Here is a 16,544-nt window from a genome sequence, read left to right as displayed (position 1 = left end):
TCGCGACGTTCCGAGGACGGACACCCCCCGGCGCGGCCCCGACCCACCACCCGGCATCAGGCGCTACGTACACCCCCAGCAGGCGCCCCCGCTCACGGCTCCCGCGACACCGGCCCCGCCCGGTCCAGCAACCCCGTCCGCGCCGCCAGTGCCGCCGCCTCAAGGCGGGAGCCCACGCCCAGTTTCATCAGGACGCGCTGGACGTGGGTGCGGGCGGTGGACGGTGCGATGCCCATGCCTGCCGCGATCAGCCGGGTGTCCTCGCCGTCGGCCACGCGGACCAGGACCTCCACCTCGCGCGGTGTGAGCATCTGGAGCAACCGCTGGCCCTCGTCGTCCGGTTGGGCCGCGGGGTTCAGCAACTCGCTGAACGCGCCCTGGAGCAGTTGCGGCGCCACCGCCGCCTCGCCCGCCCGGGCCTTCATGATCGCCCGCTCGACGCCCTCTATCCGCTCGTCATGCCGGACGTAGCCGGAAGCCCCCGCCGCGAATGCCGCCGCGATACCGCGGGGGCTCGGCACCGGGCCCAGCACCAGCACCGCCACCTGCGGCCGCTCCCGCTTGATCCGCACCACCGGATCGAAGATCCCCGGCTCCGCCGGCGTGGCCGTGCCCAGCAGGCACACCTCCGGCGCCCTTGTGATCACCAACTCCGCCGCCCCCGCGGCCGGCGCCGCCGCGGCCAGCACCCGGTGCCCCCGCAGCTTCAGCGCAGAGGCCAGCGCCTCGGCCAGCAATCGGTGGTCGTCGACCACCATGAGCCGCACTCCCATCGAGCAACCCCCCAGTCACCCCGGTCCCCCCAATGGAAGCCCCCCGGCTCCCCCGCCTTCATGCCCCCGGAAGCTACACGCTTGTTCGACGTTGCGCTCCCCTACCCGCGAGAATCGCCCCGGATCGCCGAAATTCCTCTCATTCGAGGTTGACTGAGCCAAACGCGAACGGTCCCGCCCCTGAACAGGGACGGGACCGAAGGCAACCTCAGTCGATCACCAGATGATCATCGGACGATCATCCTGTACCGAACCCGACCGCCAGGTACTCCTTGTCACCCGACGAGGGCCGCTTGCTCGCGTACACCTTGGACATGTACAGCCGCCCCTCGGCGTACAGGAACTCCGAGTAGTCCGGCGACATGCTGGTCTCCACGTCGCGCACCTGCTCCGACGCGGGGTTCTCCAGCAGCTTCGTCTCCTTGAAGCTGCCCCCGTCGATGCTCACGATCTGCCCGCCCTTGTCGTACGGCGGCCGCTTGTACGCGATCAGGTTGCCGCCGTCCATGCGCAGCGGCGAGATCGTGTAGCCGTCACCCGCGTCGGCCCGCTGCCCGGTCTGCTTGCCGGTGGCGAGGTCGAAGGCGACGATCTCGTTGGTCTGGCTGTACTCGCCCTTGCCGTCGTGCTCCTCGGTCGGGATGAACAACCGGTCGTTGCCGACGGCCAGCTGGTTGCAGTACTCGATGCGGGTGATGCCCTCGCAGCGCGCCGCGAACTGCTCGCCCGGTGCCGAGATGCGTGTCCGCAGCTTGCCGGTCTTGTTGTCGATGGAGAAGAAGTCCGAGATGCCGCTGCCGTCGCCCGCGGAGTCGCCGACGTCGGCGGCCACCACGAGCGGGTTGGTCGACACGACGCTGGCGTACTCGATGCCCTCGGCCATCTTGTACTCCGAGATCACCTTCCCCGACTTCGGGTCGATGGTCTGGATGTGCAGCTGCCGCTGCTCGTACGAGCCGCACTTGCGCACCGCGACCAGCTTCTCGCCGCCGCCGTACCCGGCGTCGTAGCAGGAGTCGCTCGGCTTCGGGCTCCACAGCGGCTTGCCGGAGATGTCGAAGGCGGCGCCGCCGCTGCTGCTGCCGACGGCGACGGTCTTCCCGCTGACCGTGACGTTGTCGAAACTGATCAGCTGGTCACCAGTCTTGGCCGTCTTCGTCCACAGCTTCTTGCCCGCGTCGAGATCGATCAAGGCGACCTGGCTGCACCCGTGCGAGGGGTCGGCCTTGGTCGGCATGGCGGGCTGGTAGAGGATCGCCGTCTTGTTGTCGTCGGTGACATGGCGGCTGGCCTGGCAGACGGGGCCCTCCAGCGGGATCGTCCACTGCTTGCCGCCCGTGTCGCGGTCGTAGCCGACGATCTTGGCGATGCCGCTCTTGGCGTACGTCTTGTCGGTGAGCCACGAGCCGGAGACGACGACCGTGCTGTCGTTCTTCACCTCGGGCGCCGGGACCTGGAAGAGGACCTTGGCGCCGGGGTCGGAGGGTGCCTTCTCCTTGCCGCCGGAGGTGGTGCCGCCGTTGCCGTCGTCCGTGCCGCCGGTGCTGCCGCCGGAGCTGGCGGTGTCGTCCTTCTTGCCGTCGTCCTTGGAGGAGGCGTACCAGACGCCGCCGCCGATGATCAGGGCGATCGCCACGACCGCGGCGACGATGATCGCCAGCTGCGCGTTGACCTTCTTGCCGCCGCCGGGCTGTCCCGGCTGTCCCGGCTGTCCCGGGTGCCCGGGCTGCGGCTGGAGCGGCATGGTCCCCTGCGGATAGCCGTATCCGGGCTGGCCGTAGCCCGGCTGCACCGGCGGTCCCGGCTGCCCCGCCTGCACCGGCTGTCCGTACGGCGGCTGCGGCGCCTGCGGCGGCTGACCGGGGTAGCCGTAACCGGGCGGCGGCGGTCCCTGCGGAGCCTGCGGCGGCTGGGGCGGCTGGGGAGCCTGCGGATAGCCGTACCCCGGCTGCGGGGGCTGGCCCTGGGGCGGCCCGAAGCCTCCACCGGACGGTGGCTGCTGGGGCGGCGGTGGCGGCGGCTGGGTCATGACGTGAGCACCTCGGGGATGGGGAGGGAGGACGACGATGAGGGGAGAGAGGAGGGGAGAAGCGTCACTTGCCGTAGGCCAGCATCAGCTTCTCCTTCGTGTCGTCGTTTCCGCTCAGCCGCGTGGTCGAGATGTAGAAGCGCCCGCCGGTCCATTCGAGGTCCTTGGAGAAGAAGCCGTTCTCGATGTCCGCGGCGCCCTGCGGGTTCTGCAGCAGCTTGACCGGCTTGTGGCTGCTGCCGCCCGTCGGGATGGACACGATCTGGCCGCCCGCGTCGTACGAGGGCTCGATGTAGGCGATGAGCTTGCCGCCCTCGACCTTCATCGGCAGCATCGACTCGTCGGCGGGGGACTTCACCCGCCACTTCTCCTTGCCGTTCGCGAGGTTGACCGCGACGATCTCGTTGGCGCCGGTGGTCGCCTCGGTCGGCAGGTAGAGCGTGGAGTCGTCGACGGCGACGCCCTGGCAGCCCTGAAGGTCACGCTCGAGGATGGCCCAGCCGCACTCGGGGGCGAAGTCCTCGTCGAAGCCGACCTGCGAGCGGAACTTGCCGCCGGAGGTGAAGGTCGAGATGTTCCAGGACTTCTTTTCCTCGTTGGTGCTGTAGATGACCAGCGGGCTCACGGAGTAGGCGCGCGCGACCCGCCAGCCCTTGTCGAACTTCTGGGTCCACTGGACCTTGCCGGTGCGCGGGTCGAGCTGCTGCACCTCGTCGTGCTCGTTGTTGCCACCGGCGCCACAGGAGGAGACGGCGATCAGCTTCTCGCCGCCCGCGAACGCGGCGGGGAAGCAGGAGTCGCCGTAGCGCTTCTTGTCGAAGAGCTTGTCGCCGCTGGTGACGTCGTACGCCGTGCCGGACTGGGAGCGGCCCACCATCAGCGTGGTGCCGGTGACGGAGAGTTCGACGGAGAGCGTGGAGTCGAACAGGGCGCCGTCGGCGACCTCTTCCTTCCAGCCCTTCTCGCCCGTGTTGAGGTCGATCTCCTGGAGCTGGTTGCACTCGGCGCGGTTGCTGCTGCCGCTCATGTAGGCGACGACGATCTTGTCGTCGGCCGTCTTCTCCGGAGTGGTCGCGCAGATCTTCTGGGGGAAGGTGATCGTGTCCCAGGCCGGCTTGCCGTCACCGACGTTGTAGGCGAAGAGCTGCTTGTACGCCGCCTTCACCGCGGACTTGTCGGTGATCCACATGCCGGGGGCGTCGGCGCCGGAGCCGGGCGCGTCGGGCGCCTCCTTGTACCAGAGGACCTTGGCCTCGCCGGCCTGGCGGCCCTCGTTGAGGTTCTCCGGGTCCTCGCCGCCGTCGCCGCGGCCGTCTCCGGGGTTGACCGGGTCGGAGCCGCCGCCCTTGGCGCCGTCGGTCTGCTGGGCGACCGGCTTCTTCTTGCCCTTGCCTCCGTCGCCGCCGGTGACCGCCCACACCGTGCCGCCGACCACGAGCAGCGCGGCGACCGCGGCGCCGATGATCAGGGCGGGCTTGCCCTTGAAGGGGTTGCCCGAGCCGCCCCCGGGCGGGGTGCCGGGCGCACCGGGGTACTGCGGCTGGGGCGGGTAGCCGTAGCCGGGCTGGCCGTACGGTCCCGGCTGCTGCGGCTGGCCGTAGGGGCCGGAGTTGTACGGGCCGGGCTGCTGCGGCTGACCGTAGGGGCCCGGCTGCTGAGGCTGCTGCTGCGGATAGCCGTACCCCGGCTGCGGGGGCGGCGGCGTCTGCGGCGGGCCCTGCGGGGGCGGCGGCGCCTGGGGCGGGCCCTGGGGCGGCGGCGGGGTCTGCGGTGCCCCGTAGCCACCTCCCTGCGGCGGCTGGTTCTGCGGTGCTCCGAAGCCACCGTGCGGTGGCTGACTGGGCGGCTGAGTCATCAGCGGCTCCCCCGTTCGATCACTGATTTTTAGCCACGCCCTGAGGTACGCGATGGACTCAGAGTCGTTTCATAAAGTTCTAAGACGGCTCTTTCTATCACCCCGTTCCAACGACGGAACGGGCCGTATCGCCCCCTGTTCCCAAGGGAGGACCGGCCCGTGATGCCGTCGTTATGCGCCTTCACGCACCCTTCACGCGTCCTCGGCGAGTTCCAGCCAGCGCAGCTCCAGTTCCTCGCGCTGACCGGCCAACTCGCGGAGTTCGGCGTCCAGTTCGGCAACCTTCGCGAAGTCCGTGGCGTTATCGGCGATTTGGGCGTGAAGCTTGGTTTCCTTCTCGGAGACCTTGTCCAGCTGCCGCTCGATCTTCTGGAGTTCCTTCTTGGCGGCGCGCTGGTCGGCGGCGCTCTTCTCCGGGGCGGCGCTCGGCTGCGCACCGGCGGCGGGTGCCGAGGCGGCCGCGGCCTCCTCCATGCGCTGCCGTCGCTCCAGGTACTCGTCGATGCCGCGCGGCAGCATCCGCAGGGCGCCGTCGCCGAGCAGGGCGAACACCCGGTCGGTGGTGCGCTCGATGAAGAACCGGTCGTGGGAGATGACGATCATCGAGCCGGGCCAGCCGTCGAGCACATCCTCGAGCTGGGTCAGCGTCTCGATGTCGAGGTCGTTGGTGGGCTCGTCGAGGAAGAGGACGTTGGGCTCGTCCATGAGCAGGCGCAGCAGCTGGAGCCTGCGGCGCTCACCGCCGGACAGGTCGCCGACCGGCGTCCACTGCTTCTCCTTGGTGAAGCCGAACGTCTCGCACAGCTGCCCGGCGGTCATTTCGCGCCCCTTGCCGAGGTCGACCCGCTCGCGCACCTGCTGCACGGCCTCCAGCACCCGTGTGCTCGGGTCGAGTTCGGCGACCTCCTGGGACAGGTAGGCGAGCTTGACGGTCTTGCCGACCTTGACCTGCCCGCCCACGGGCTGCGTCTCTCCGCCGGTCCGGGACGCCTCGGCCATGGCCCGCAGCAGGGAGGTCTTCCCGGCCCCGTTGACACCGACGAGACCGATCCGGTCGCCGGGCCCGAGCTGCCAGGTGACGTGCTTGAGGAGGACCTTGGGGCCCGCCTGGACGGTGACGTCCTCCAGGTCGAACACGGTCTTGCCCAGCCGGGTGGACGCGAACTTCATCAGCTCGCTGCTGTCGCGGGGCGGCGGTACGTCCTTGATGAGCTCGTTGGCGGCCTCCACCCGGAAGCGCGGCTTGGACGTACGGGCGGGCGCCCCGCGCCGCAGCCAGGCCAGTTCCTTGCGGACGAGGTTCTGCCGCTTGACCTCCTCGGTGGCGGCGATGCGCTCGCGCTCGGCCCGGGCGAAGACGTAGTCGGAGTAGCCGCCCTCGTACTCGTAGACCGCTCCGCGCTGGACGTCCCACATGCGGGTGCAGACCTGGTCGAGGAACCAGCGGTCGTGAGTGACGCAGACGAGGGCGGAGCGGCGGACCCGGAGGTGCCGGGCCAACCAGGAGATGCCCTCGACGTCGAGGTGGTTGGTGGGCTCGTCGAGGACGAGCAGGTCCTGCTCCTCGATGAGCAGCTTGGCGAGTGCGATACGGCGCCGCTCACCGCCGGACAGCGGCCCGATGACGGTGTCCAGTCCCGCGGGGAACCCCGGCAGGTCGAGCCCGCCGAACAGGCCGGTCAGCACGTCCCTGACCTTGGCGTCGCCCGCCCACTCGTGGTCGGCCATGTCGCCGATGACCTCGTGGCGGACGGTCGCCTCGGGGTCGAGGGAGTCGTGCTGCGTGAGCACACCGCTGCGCAGTCCGCCGGAGTGCGTGACGCGCCCGGTGTCGGCCTCCTCCTGCTTGGCGAGCATCCGGATCAGGGTGGTCTTGCCGTCGCCGTTGCGGCCCACGACGCCGATGCGGTCCCCTTCGGAGACGCCGAGGGAGACGCCGTCGAGCAGGGCGCGGGTGCCGTACACCTTGCTGACGTTCTCGACATTGACCAGGTTGACGGCCATTACTCTCCTGACGAGGGGGATGGATCGACCCTCCAGGGTAGTCGGGCGGCGGGGTGCCGCGGCCGGGGTGTTCAGGAGCCTTCGACGGCATCCTCGCGGCGCCACTCGTACCGCCGCGTCGCCCCGAGCACCCAGTCGTCGTACCAGGGGCCGTCCGGGTCGACGGGTCCGATCCGCCGGTCGCCCTCCACGCAGCGCGGGTCGTCGTGTTCCGCCAGGCCGTACACGGCATAGGCACGGACCGCCTGGAACGGGTCATGGGTGAGGGCCGCCAGCGCGTCACCGATCTCGGGGGAACGCTCCGGGTAGTAGCCGAGCCACGCGCAAGCACTCCAGCGCACCCCCTCGTCCGGATCGCGGGCCAGCTCCACCACCGTCGCCAGGTTCCCGGGCCGCACGAGCAGCCTGTCCTCGCCGCGCTCCAGGGCCTCCAGCACCAGGGAGCGGACCCTGGGGTCGGGGTGTGCGCGGTAGGACAGGCCCATGGCCTCGATCTGCGGGCCGTCTTCCTCGGTGAGCCCGTTGAGGACCGCCGCCAGCACCTCCGGGTCCTGCTCCTCGGCGGCCCAGGGGAGGAAGACCTCCTGGCCCCGGCCGTCGAACGGCGCGTGCCCGAAGGCATCGCCCAGCTGCAGGCCGTGCAGCACGTGGGCGGCGAAGAGGCGGTGCAGCCGGTCGGAGGCGCGGCTGAGGGCCACGGCCGCCGTCCAGGTGTCCTCGTCCATCCGCCGGGCCAGGGTGTAAACGGCCTCCGAACAGACGGCGTGGTCCCGGTCGGGCCGCACGAGCGCCCGTGCGAGCAGTTCCCCGAAGGGCGTGCGTATCCCGAAGTCCGCCTCCAGTCGGGACAGCACCGCCGGGTGCCCGTCCCGGGTGGTCAGGCCGCCGAGGGTGATCCGGTCGTAGTGGCAGTACCAGGTCCGGTCCTCGACGCAGGTCCGCTCGGCCTCTCCCGTGGCTCCGGTCCTGCGCCGCAGCTCGGCCTCCGCGCCCGTCCGGGTCCAGTGCCGGGCCCGCTCCAGCAGCTCTTCCCGGTCGGCGGGACGCAGCTCGACCAGCTCGGGCATCACCGCGATGGTCAGGCCCGTGGAGCCGCTGTCGACCGCCCGCAGCAGCGGGGTGGTCCCGTCGGGCAGTCTGCGCAGCGGGTCGGCGCCGGACTCGATCAGAGCCTCGGCGACCGGGGCGTCGTACGCCGCCACGGCCAGGCAGAGGACCGGGAGGCCGTCGGTGCCGTCGAGGGTGTCGGGGTCGGCCCCGGACTCCAGCAGGGCCCGGACCTCGTCCGGGTCTCCGCGTCGTACGGCCGCGACGAGTTGCTCCACGCGTGTGCACCCCTTTGTCAGACAACCGGGGGAGCTTAAGCGGCCGGGAACGGCCCGGGCAGGCGATTAAAGCCCGGCGAGCGTCGCCCCGGGCGTCGGACCCGAGGCCGTCCGGACGGTCCGGCAGGTGCCGGAGGAGACCAGGGCCTGTGCCACCGCGGCCGCCGACTCCGGGTCGCGGACGAGGAACGCCGTGGTCGGGCCGGAGCCGGAGACCAGGGCGGCGAGGGCGCCCGCGGCCCGGCCGGTGGCCAGGGTGCCGGCGAGGTCCGGGTAGAGGGAGAGCGCGGCGGGCTGGAGGTCGTTGGAGACGGCGGCGGCGAGCGCGTCCGGGTCGCCCTTGGCGAGGGCGGCGAGGAGTTCCTGAGAGGCGACGGGCTCGGGGATGTCCGTGCCCTCGCCGAGCCGGTCGAACTCACGGAACACGGCCGGGGTGGACAGGCCCCGCTCGGCCATGGCGAACACCCAGTGGAAGGCGCCGCCGACCTCCAGGGGCGTGAGCTGCTCGCCCCGCCCGATGCCGAGGGCCGCGCCGCCGACCAGGCTGAACGGCACGTCGCTGCCCAGCTCGGCGCAGATCTCGAGGAGTTCGTCACGGGAGGCGCCGGTCTCCCACAGGGCGTCGCAGGCCACCAGGGCGGCGGCGCCGTCCGCGCTGCCGCCCGCCATGCCGCCGGCGACGGGGATGTCCTTGGCGATGTGCACGTGTACGTCGGGGCTGCGGCCGGACCGCCCGGCGAGCGCCTCGGCCGCCCGTGCGGCCAGGTTCGTACGGTCCAGGGGGACCAGGTCGGCGTCCGGGCCCTCGCAGGTGACGCGGAGCTCGTCGGCCGGGGTCACGGTGACCTCGTCGTAGAGGCTGACGGCGAGGAAGACGTTGGCCAGGGGGTGGAAGCCGTCGGGGCGGGCTGGGCCCACCGCCAGCTGGACGTTGACCTTGGCGGGGACGCGGACCGTGACGCTCACACGGGCTCCTTCTCCTGGTGCTGGTTCGCCTTGTGCTCGGCGATACGCGCGAACTCTTCCACGGTCAGTGACTCGCCCCGGGCCTGCGGGGAGACCCCGGCGGCGACGAGAGCCGCCTCGGCGGCCGCGGCGGAACCGGCCCAGCCGGCGAGCGCGGCCCGCAGCGTCTTGCGGCGCTGGGCGAACGCCGCGTCGACGACGGCGAACACCTCCTTCTTGGAGGCCGTCGTCTTGATCGGCTCGGTGCGGCGGACGAGGGAGACCAGACCGCTGTCGACGTTGGGCGCGGGCCAGAAGACGTTCCGCCCGATGGCGCCCGCCCGCTTGACCTCGGCGTACCAGTTGGCCTTCACGGAGGGCACGCCGTACACCTTCGAGCCGGGGTCGGCGGCGAGGCGGTCGGCGACCTCCGACTGGACCATGACGAGCGTGCGGTCGATGGTCGGGAAGGTGGCGAGCATGTGCAGCAGCACGGGGACGGCCACGTTGTAGGGCAGGTTGGCGACCAGCGTGGTCGGGGCCGGGCCCGGCAGCTCCGTGACGTGCATCGCGTCGGAGTGGACGAGGGCGAACCGGTCGGCGCGCTCCGGCATACGGGCCGTGATGGTCGCGGGCAGCGCGGCGGCGAGTACGTCGTCGATCTCGACGGCGGTGACGCGGTCGGCGGCCTCCAGCAGCGCGAGGGTGAGGGACCCGAGGCCCGGGCCGACCTCGACGACCACGTCCTCGGGGTTCACCTGTGCGGTGCGGACGATACGGCGGACGGTGTTCGCGTCGATCACGAAGTTCTGGCCGCGTTGCTTGGTGGGGCGTACGCCGAGGGCGGTCGCGAGTTCGCGGACGTCGGCGGGGCCGAGGAGGGCGTCGGGGGTGGGGCTGGTCACGGGGACAAGGGTACGGGGGGTTCGAACGCGGCCACGCCGGGCGACCGCCCCTACCCGTGCAACCGCCCCCCGCAGTGCGGCCAAGGACTCGCCCCCCGCCTCACATACAGCTTCTTCGCGCGGTACGTCTGTTCCGCCGCCGGGGCGTCCTGAGGGCGGCCGCTGCCGCCGAGGGACTGCCAGGTGTGGGTGTCGAACTGGTAGAGGCCGCCGTAGGTGCCCGAGGAGTCGACCGCGTCGGGGCGGCCGCCGGACTCGCAGGCCGCGAGTCCCTGCCAGTTCAGGTGGTCGGCGCCCTGCACGGACGTCGGCCGGGGCTTCGTGCCGACCTTCACCACCTGCGGGCGCGGCTCGCGCACCACCTCGGCCCTGATCCGGCGCGGCTTCTGCTTGACGCCGTTGACGGTGCGCAGGGAGTACGTGACCCGGCGCAGGCCCGCCTCGCCGGCGCGCTCCACGACCTCCGTGCCCTGGAACAGGGTCGGGTCCTCGCTGCGCCGTACCTGGAAGGGGATCGGCTCCTCGCGGACCTCCTTGCCGCCGGTGATCCGCAGCACCGTGACGGTCTGCCCGTCGCGCGGGAAGCTCCCCTGCGGGACGGACGTGGTGTCCTGGCCGCGCAGGGTGATCCCGGCCTCGTCCACGGCCTCCCGCACGGTCGCCGCGTTGGTGCGGACGGTGCGGGCCCGGCCGTCCGCCATGATCGTGACCGTGCGCTCGGTCCGCACGTCCAGCGCGAGTCCCTCACGGCCGATCTGCCGGGAGCGCGAGGTGGACAGGTACGCGCCCTCCTGGCGCACCCCCAGCTCTCTGAGCGCCCCCGCCACCGTGTGGGCCGTCGTCCACACCTCGCGCCGGTGCCCGTCGAGGGTGAGCCGCACGGGACGGGCGTAGTGCACGGCGACCTCGTCGCCGCTGGCGATCTCCGTGCCGGGCCCGGGCGCCACCACGTCGTGGGCGCCGACCTCGACACCCTCCTCCGAGAGCAGCTCGGTGACGTCGTCGGCGAAGGTGTGCAGGGTGCGTGCCTTGCCATCGACGTTCAGCTCGATCGCCTTGTCCTTGGCGACGAAGGCCGTGGTGCCGCCCGCCAGGAAGGCGACGACCAGGGCCTGCGGGAGCAGCCGTCGCATGGAGCCGTCCGGGCGCTCGGCGTACCGCGCCTTGCGTCGGCGCGCGGACCTGCGATGTGAGCCGGTGCGCGCGGCGGCGCGCGAACCGGCGCGGGCTTCGGCACGTGATTCGGCCCGCGACTCCGCGCGCGTGGGGCGCGGGACCGGCGCCGGTGCGTCCACCGGGGCGACCTGCCGGGGCGGCGGCACCTCGTAGGCAGGCCGGTAGGTGTCCTCGTAGACACCGTCGAAACCGCCATGCACCGGCTCCGCATAGGCCGGGCCATACGTCTCGTACTGCGAGTTGCTCACGCCGACACGCTCCAGGGGCCGGAGGGGGTCCAGAGGGGTCCGGATCGGGCCCCCAGAACCTAGCGGAGCGGCCGTCACTCTCCAAAGCGACGCGACTACGCACAGTCGTGCGGTGAGGTGGTGAGCGGGTTCAGTAGCCGAAGGCGCGTGCCGTGTTCGCGGCGAGTGCCGTGGCCAGCGTGTCCTCGTCGACGCCGCGCACCTCGGCCATGGCCCGCACCGTGATCGGCACGAGGTAGGGGGCGTTGGGCCGTCCGCGGTACGGCGCCGGTGTGAGGAAGGGCGCGTCCGTCTCCACCAGCAGCAGCTCCGGCGGGGCCACCGCCACCGCGTCCCGCAGGTTCTGGGCGTTCTTGAAGGTGACGTTGCCGGCGAAGGACATGAAGTAGCCCGCGCTCGCGCAGATCTGAGCCATCTCGGCGTCGCCGGAGTAGCAGTGGAAGACGGTCCGCTCGGGGGCGCCCTCCTCCTTCAGCACGCGCAGGACGTCGGCGTGGGCCTCGCGGTCGTGGATGACCAGGGCCTTGCCGTGCCGCTTGGCGATCTCGATGTGGGCGCGGAAGGACCTCTCCTGCGCTTCCTTGCCCTCGGGCCCGGTGCGGAAGTAGTCGAGGCCCGTCTCACCGACGCCCTTGACCTGCTCGAGCCCGGCCAGCCGGTCGATCTCGGCGAGCGCCTCGTCCAGCGCGGCCTGTCCGCCCGGCTCGCGCGCGCCCTGCCTGGACCAGCCGTCGGGGTCGCCGTGCACGATGCGCGGGGCCTCGTTCGGATGCAGGGCGACCGTCGCGTGGACGGCGTCGTACGCGGCTGCCGTGTCAGCTGCCCACCGCGACCCCTTGAGGTCGCAGCCGACCTGCACGACCGTCGTCACTCCGACCGAGGCCGCCTTCGCCAGCGCCTCCTCGACCGTGCCGGACTGCATGTCCAGGTGGGTGTGGGAGTCGGCGACCGGCACCCGGAGGGGTTCCGGGAGCGGGGGCGCGGCGTGCTTGCCGGAGTCGTTCGAAGGCATGCCCCGATCCTACGAAAGGGGCACGCCCTCCCCGATGGGGGAGGACCGGGGAGGGCGTCGACAAGGGGAGCCGGACGGGTCAGCTCGCCTTGCGCTGGAAGGGGTGGAGCAGATCGGACAGCTGCCAGTGGTGGTGCTCGGGCTCCACCCGCCCGTCCGCTCCACTGTCCTCGCCACTGTCCCCGGCGCCCGTCTCCGGCGCCTCCGCCGGACCGCCGGGCGGCGGCACGCGGTGGGGCCTGCGCGCGGCGTTGCGCGCCGACTCGACCCGCCCGGGCCGCATGATCCGTACGACGTGGCCGTCGCAGTTCTGGCACGTGGGCTTGGACAGGGGTGAGGGCACGACCTTGCCGTCCGCCACGTAGAGGACGAACTCGTGCCCGGCGGCGTCCGTGTGGTGCTCTATCTCGTACGACTGCTCCCAGCCGTGCCCGCAGCGCATGCAGGCGAAGGAGTACGACTCGTTGACGACTGCGGTCGCACCGGCGCGGAGCCCGGTCTGCCCTGCGATCTCACTCATGCCAGCTCCTGTTGTCCGCTGTGGCGTGAGGACGATGCCGTCCCCGCAACCCAGTGGACTCCTCAGCCGGACCGAAGGCAGCAGACCTGTCGACTATTGGCGCCGATTTGGGCGTTCCTTGCCCCAGACCCCGTCCTGCTTTGCCCACGCATGGGGCGCGCGCTCATCCGACATGCGCCCTGCTCAGAGGGTGTTTACGCCCCCCTTGGGGAAGCGCCCCGTCAGGGGCGCGGGGAACTGCGAACGAGCAACCACACACGACGGTCAGCCGGCATTCTTCGCAGCCACCACAGCATCGAATACGACCCTCTTGGGCACGCCCGCCTCCTGCGCCACCGCCGCGATGGCCTCCTTGCGCCGCTCCCCCGCTTCCTCCCGCACCCGGACCCGCCGCACCAGCACCTCGGGCCCGACATCCTCTGCCCCTGGCGCCGGCGCCCCCTCCACCACCACGGTGATCTCCCCGCGCACCCCGTCCGCGGCCCACGCGGCGAGCTCCCCCAGCCCGCCCCGCCGGACCTCCTCGTACGTCTTGGTCAGCTCCCGGCACACCGCGGCCCGCCGTTCCGCGCCGAACACCTCGGCCATCGCCGCCAGCGTGTCGTCGAGCCGGTGCGGAGCCTCGAAGTAGACGAGGGTGCGCCGCTCCCCGGCCACCTCCCGCAGCCGCCCCAGCCGCTCCCCCGCCTTGCGCGGCAGGAACCCCTCGAAGCAGAACCGGTCGACGGGCAGCCCCGACAGCGCGAGCGCGGTGAGCACGGCGGACGGCCCGGGCACGGCGGTGACCCGTATGTCCTGCTCGACGGCGGCCGCGACCAGCCGGTACCCCGGGTCCGACACCGACGGCATCCCCGCGTCCGTGACCAACAGCACTCGCGCCCCGCCTGCCAGCTCCTCGACCAGTTCGGGCGTCCGCGCGGCCTCGTTGCCCTCGAAGTACGACACCACTCGCCCCTTGGGCGTGACCCCCAGTGCCTGGGTGAGCCGCCGCAGCCGCCGTGTGTCCTCGGCGGCGACGACATCGGCTCCGGCCAATTCGTCGGCGAGCCGGGGCGGGGCGTCCGCGATGTCGCCGATGGGGGTGCCTGCGAGTACGAGGATTCCAGTCACCTCACCATCCTCCCAGGGGCGGAGGATGCGGACGCATACCGGCCATGCACGGGACTCACACAGAACGGTTCCCTACGATGGCGCGGTGACCAGTACCGCGTCCTCCACGGACACCCGGCAGGGCCAGGCGCCGCTCGAGCAGCGGCCGTCCTGGCAGCAGCGGCTGCGCCGCTTCGGCTACCAGGGGCAGCCCAGAAGCGACGCCCGCGACGTCCGTGACCGCCTGGTGCCGCCGTACACCGAGCCCAGCCCGCGGCTGTGGGCGGCGCTCGGCGTCCCGCACGCCCTGGCGGGACGGCTGGTGCGCTGGTCGGCCTGGATCGGCCCGCTGCTCGTGACGCTGCTGGCGGGCGTGCTGCGGTTCTGGAACCTGGGCAACCCCAAGGCGGTGATATTCGACGAGACGTACTACGCCAAGGACGCGTGGGGTCTGGTCCACCGCGGGTTCGAGGTCAACTGGGACAAGAACGCAAACGATCTGATCCTGTCGGGCGGGCACGTCACGATCCCGACGGACGCGGCGTACGTCGTGCACCCGCCGGTCGGCAAGTACGTCATCGGGATCGGCGAGCTGCTGTTCGGCTTCGACCCCTTCGGCTGGCGCTTCATGACGGCGCTGCTCGGCACGCTGTCCGTGCTGATGCTGTGCCGGATCGGCCGCCGGCTGTTCCGCTCCACCTTCCTGGGCTGTCTGGCGGGCGCGCTGATGGCGGTGGACGGCCTGCACTTCGTGATGAGCCGCACGGCGCTGCTCGACGGCGTGCTGATGTTCTTCGTGCTGGCCGCGTTCGGCTGTCTGCTCGTCGACCGCGACAAGGCTCGCGCGAAGCTCGCCGCCGCGCTCCCGGTGGATGCCGACGGCCGGGCCCGGCCCGACCGGCACACAGCCGAAACGACCCGCCTGGGATGGCGCCCGTGGCGCTGGGCGGCGGGTCTGATGCTGGGTCTGGCCATCGGCACGAAGTGGAACGGCCTCTACATCCTGGCCGCGTTCTGCCTGATGGCGGTCCTGTGGGACGTCGCCTCGCGCCGGGTGGCCGGCGCCCGGCACCCGTACTCGGCGGTCCTCAGGCGCGACACGGGCCTCGCGTTCCTCGCCACGGTCCCGGTCGCCGTCGTCACCTACGTCCTGGCCTGGACCGGCTGGATCTTCTCCGCCACCGACGGCTCCGGCGGCTACTACCGCAACTGGGCCGCGACGAGCGGCAAGGGCGGCAGCTGGACCTTCCTGCCCGACTGGCTGCGCAGCCTGTGGCACTACGAGCACCAGGTGTACGAGTTCCACGTCGGTCTGTCCTCGCCGCACACGTACCAGTCCAACCCGTGGAGCTGGCTCGTCCTCGGCCGCCCGGTGTCGTACTTCTACGAGTCCCCGGCGCCGGGCAAGGGCGGCTGCCCGTCCGACGCGGGCGGCAAGTGCGCCAGCGAGGTGCTCGCCCTCGGCACACCGCTGCTGTGGTGGGTCGCCTGCTTCGCGGTCCTCTACGTCCTGTGGCGCTGGCTGTTCCGCCGTGACTGGCGCGCGGGCGCCATCGCCTGCGGCATCGCGGCCGGCTATCTGCCCTGGTTCATGTACCAGGAACGCACGATCTTCTTCTTCTACGCCGTCGTCTTCCTGCCGTTCCTGTGCCTGGCGGTGGCGATGCTCCTCGGCGCGATCGTCGGACCGCCCCGCTCCTCCGACACCCGCCGCGTCGCGGGCGCCACGGGCGCGGGCGTCCTGGTCCTGCTGATCGCCTGGAACTTCATCTACTTCTGGCCGCTGTACACGGGCACGACCATCCCCATCGACGAGTGGCGGTCGCGGATGTGGCTGGATACCTGGGTCTAGTACTCCTCAGCCGTAGGGCTCGTTCCGCGGCTCGTGGGGCGGGTTGCGAGATGCTGGTGACACCATGCGGATGTTCTGTGTCCTCGCCGTCCTGGTGGGCGCGAACCTGCTCAACAACTGGCTCGCGCCCGGTGCCTACGTACTCACTTGCGTGGTCGCGGCTGCCGCGCTGCTGCTGATCGCCCGGTGGGACGGTCTCACCCGCGCCGACCTCGGGCTCGACACGGTTGCCCTGCACCAGGGGCTGCGGTGGGCATTGGTCCTGGTGGGCGCGGTTCTTGCCGTCTTCCTGGTCGGGTTTGCCCTGCCGGCCACCAGGGAGGCGTTCGAGGACGAGCGCGCCGCGGGCCTGACCCTGGGGCAGCTGCTGTGGCGGGTGCTGATCCGGGTGCCGGTAGGCACCGTGCTGCTGGAGGAGATCGCCTTCCGCGGTGTCCTGTGGGCCATGGTGCGGCGTCGGCGCGGTACGGCCTGGGCCACGGCTGTGTCGTCGTTGCTGTTCGGGCTCTGGCACGTGCTTCCGTCGCGCGGGCTGAGCCGGGCCAACGAGGCCGTAGCCTTCCTCGGCACGGGACCGGCAGGCACCGCGCTGTCGGTCGCGGCCGCCGTCGTCGCCACGACCGCAGCCGGGGTCGGCCTGTGCGAACTGCGGCGCCGGTCCGGAAGTCTGCTGGCGCCCGCGGCACTGCACTGGGCCCTCAACGGCTTCGGCTACGCGCTGGCCTGGACGCTCCCTCGGTGGAGGGGCGAGGGCTGGCGGTCGCGGATGTGGCTGGATACCTGGGTCTGACCTACGTTTCGGTCAAGAATC

Annotated in this window: 13 protein-coding genes; 2 read left to right on the top strand and 11 right to left on the bottom strand. The window is 71.8% G+C overall.

Going from position 1 to position 16,544, the window contains the following annotated elements; genetic code table 11:
• Window positions 1–92: 92 nt before the first annotated feature.
• The 11 genes from ACWIF2_RS17175 to rsmI all read right to left on the bottom strand — a co-directional run bounded on the left by ACWIF2_RS17175 (window position 93) and on the right by rsmI (window position 13,902).
• Window positions 93–773, bottom strand: coding sequence for a helix-turn-helix transcriptional regulator (locus tag ACWIF2_RS17175; protein WP_454361213.1), 681 nt, complete (start codon window positions 771–773; stop codon window positions 93–95).
• A gap of 238 nt (window positions 774–1,011) precedes the next feature.
• Window positions 1,012–2,802 (bottom strand): outer membrane protein assembly factor BamB family protein, encoded by a 1,791-nt coding sequence (locus tag ACWIF2_RS17170; protein ID WP_454361212.1) that lies wholly within the window; start codon window positions 2,800–2,802, stop codon window positions 1,012–1,014.
• Window positions 2,803–2,866: 64 nt separating this feature from the next.
• Window positions 2,867–4,657: an outer membrane protein assembly factor BamB family protein gene (locus tag ACWIF2_RS17165; RefSeq protein ID WP_454361211.1), complete on the bottom strand. Its 1,791-nt coding sequence runs from the start codon at window positions 4,655–4,657 to the stop codon at window positions 2,867–2,869.
• A 192-nt stretch (window positions 4,658–4,849) separates the two neighbouring features.
• The gene (locus ACWIF2_RS17160; protein WP_454361210.1) at window positions 4,850–6,661 is read right to left on the bottom strand and encodes an ABC-F family ATP-binding cassette domain-containing protein; all 1,812 of its coding nucleotides are present in this window, start codon (window positions 6,659–6,661) and stop codon (window positions 4,850–4,852) included.
• Between the two features lie 71 nt (window positions 6,662–6,732).
• Window positions 6,733–7,986: an ankyrin repeat domain-containing protein gene (locus ACWIF2_RS17155; protein WP_454361209.1), complete on the bottom strand. Its 1,254-nt coding sequence runs from the start codon at window positions 7,984–7,986 to the stop codon at window positions 6,733–6,735.
• 66 nt (window positions 7,987–8,052) lie between these two features.
• Complete coding sequence (locus ACWIF2_RS17150) at window positions 8,053–8,952, bottom strand: 4-(cytidine 5'-diphospho)-2-C-methyl-D-erythritol kinase (protein WP_454361208.1); 900 nt, start codon at window positions 8,950–8,952, stop codon at window positions 8,053–8,055.
• The gene (gene rsmA / locus ACWIF2_RS17145) at window positions 8,949–9,836 is read right to left on the bottom strand and encodes a 16S rRNA (adenine(1518)-N(6)/adenine(1519)-N(6))-dimethyltransferase RsmA (RefSeq protein ID WP_454361207.1); all 888 of its coding nucleotides are present in this window, start codon (window positions 9,834–9,836) and stop codon (window positions 8,949–8,951) included. The genes ACWIF2_RS17150 and rsmA overlap by 4 nt, the downstream gene beginning before the upstream one ends.
• A 50-nt stretch (window positions 9,837–9,886) precedes the next feature.
• The gene (locus ACWIF2_RS17140) at window positions 9,887–11,260 is read right to left on the bottom strand and encodes a ubiquitin-like domain-containing protein (protein WP_454361206.1); all 1,374 of its coding nucleotides are present in this window, start codon (window positions 11,258–11,260) and stop codon (window positions 9,887–9,889) included.
• Window positions 11,261–11,390: 130 nt separating this feature from the next.
• On the bottom strand, window positions 11,391–12,272 hold the full coding sequence (locus ACWIF2_RS17135) for a TatD family hydrolase (RefSeq protein ID WP_454361205.1): 882 nt from the start codon (window positions 12,270–12,272) through the stop codon (window positions 11,391–11,393).
• 79 nt (window positions 12,273–12,351) lie between these two features.
• A complete protein-coding gene (locus ACWIF2_RS17130; protein WP_454361204.1) occupies window positions 12,352–12,792 on the bottom strand; it encodes a hypothetical protein in 441 nt (146 codons plus the stop codon).
• Between the two features lie 264 nt (window positions 12,793–13,056).
• Window positions 13,057–13,902 (bottom strand): 16S rRNA (cytidine(1402)-2'-O)-methyltransferase, encoded by an 846-nt coding sequence (gene rsmI, locus ACWIF2_RS17125; RefSeq protein ID WP_454361203.1) that lies wholly within the window; start codon window positions 13,900–13,902, stop codon window positions 13,057–13,059.
• A gap of 85 nt (window positions 13,903–13,987) precedes the next feature.
• Here rsmI and ACWIF2_RS17120 point away from each other — a divergent pair, with 85 nt between their 5' ends.
• Together ACWIF2_RS17120 and ACWIF2_RS17115 are read left to right on the top strand one after the other, a co-directional pair.
• The gene (locus ACWIF2_RS17120) at window positions 13,988–15,733 is read left to right on the top strand and encodes a dolichyl-phosphate-mannose--protein mannosyltransferase (protein WP_454361202.1); all 1,746 of its coding nucleotides are present in this window, start codon (window positions 13,988–13,990) and stop codon (window positions 15,731–15,733) included.
• Between the two features lie 64 nt (window positions 15,734–15,797).
• Window positions 15,798–16,523: a CPBP family intramembrane glutamic endopeptidase gene (locus ACWIF2_RS17115; protein WP_454361201.1), complete on the top strand. Its 726-nt coding sequence runs from the start codon at window positions 15,798–15,800 to the stop codon at window positions 16,521–16,523.
• Window positions 16,524–16,544: the final 21 nt, after the last annotated feature.

The organism is Streptomyces sp. NPDC055506, from assembly GCF_053643595.1.
This window is presented reverse-complemented; position numbering and strand designations above follow the sequence as displayed.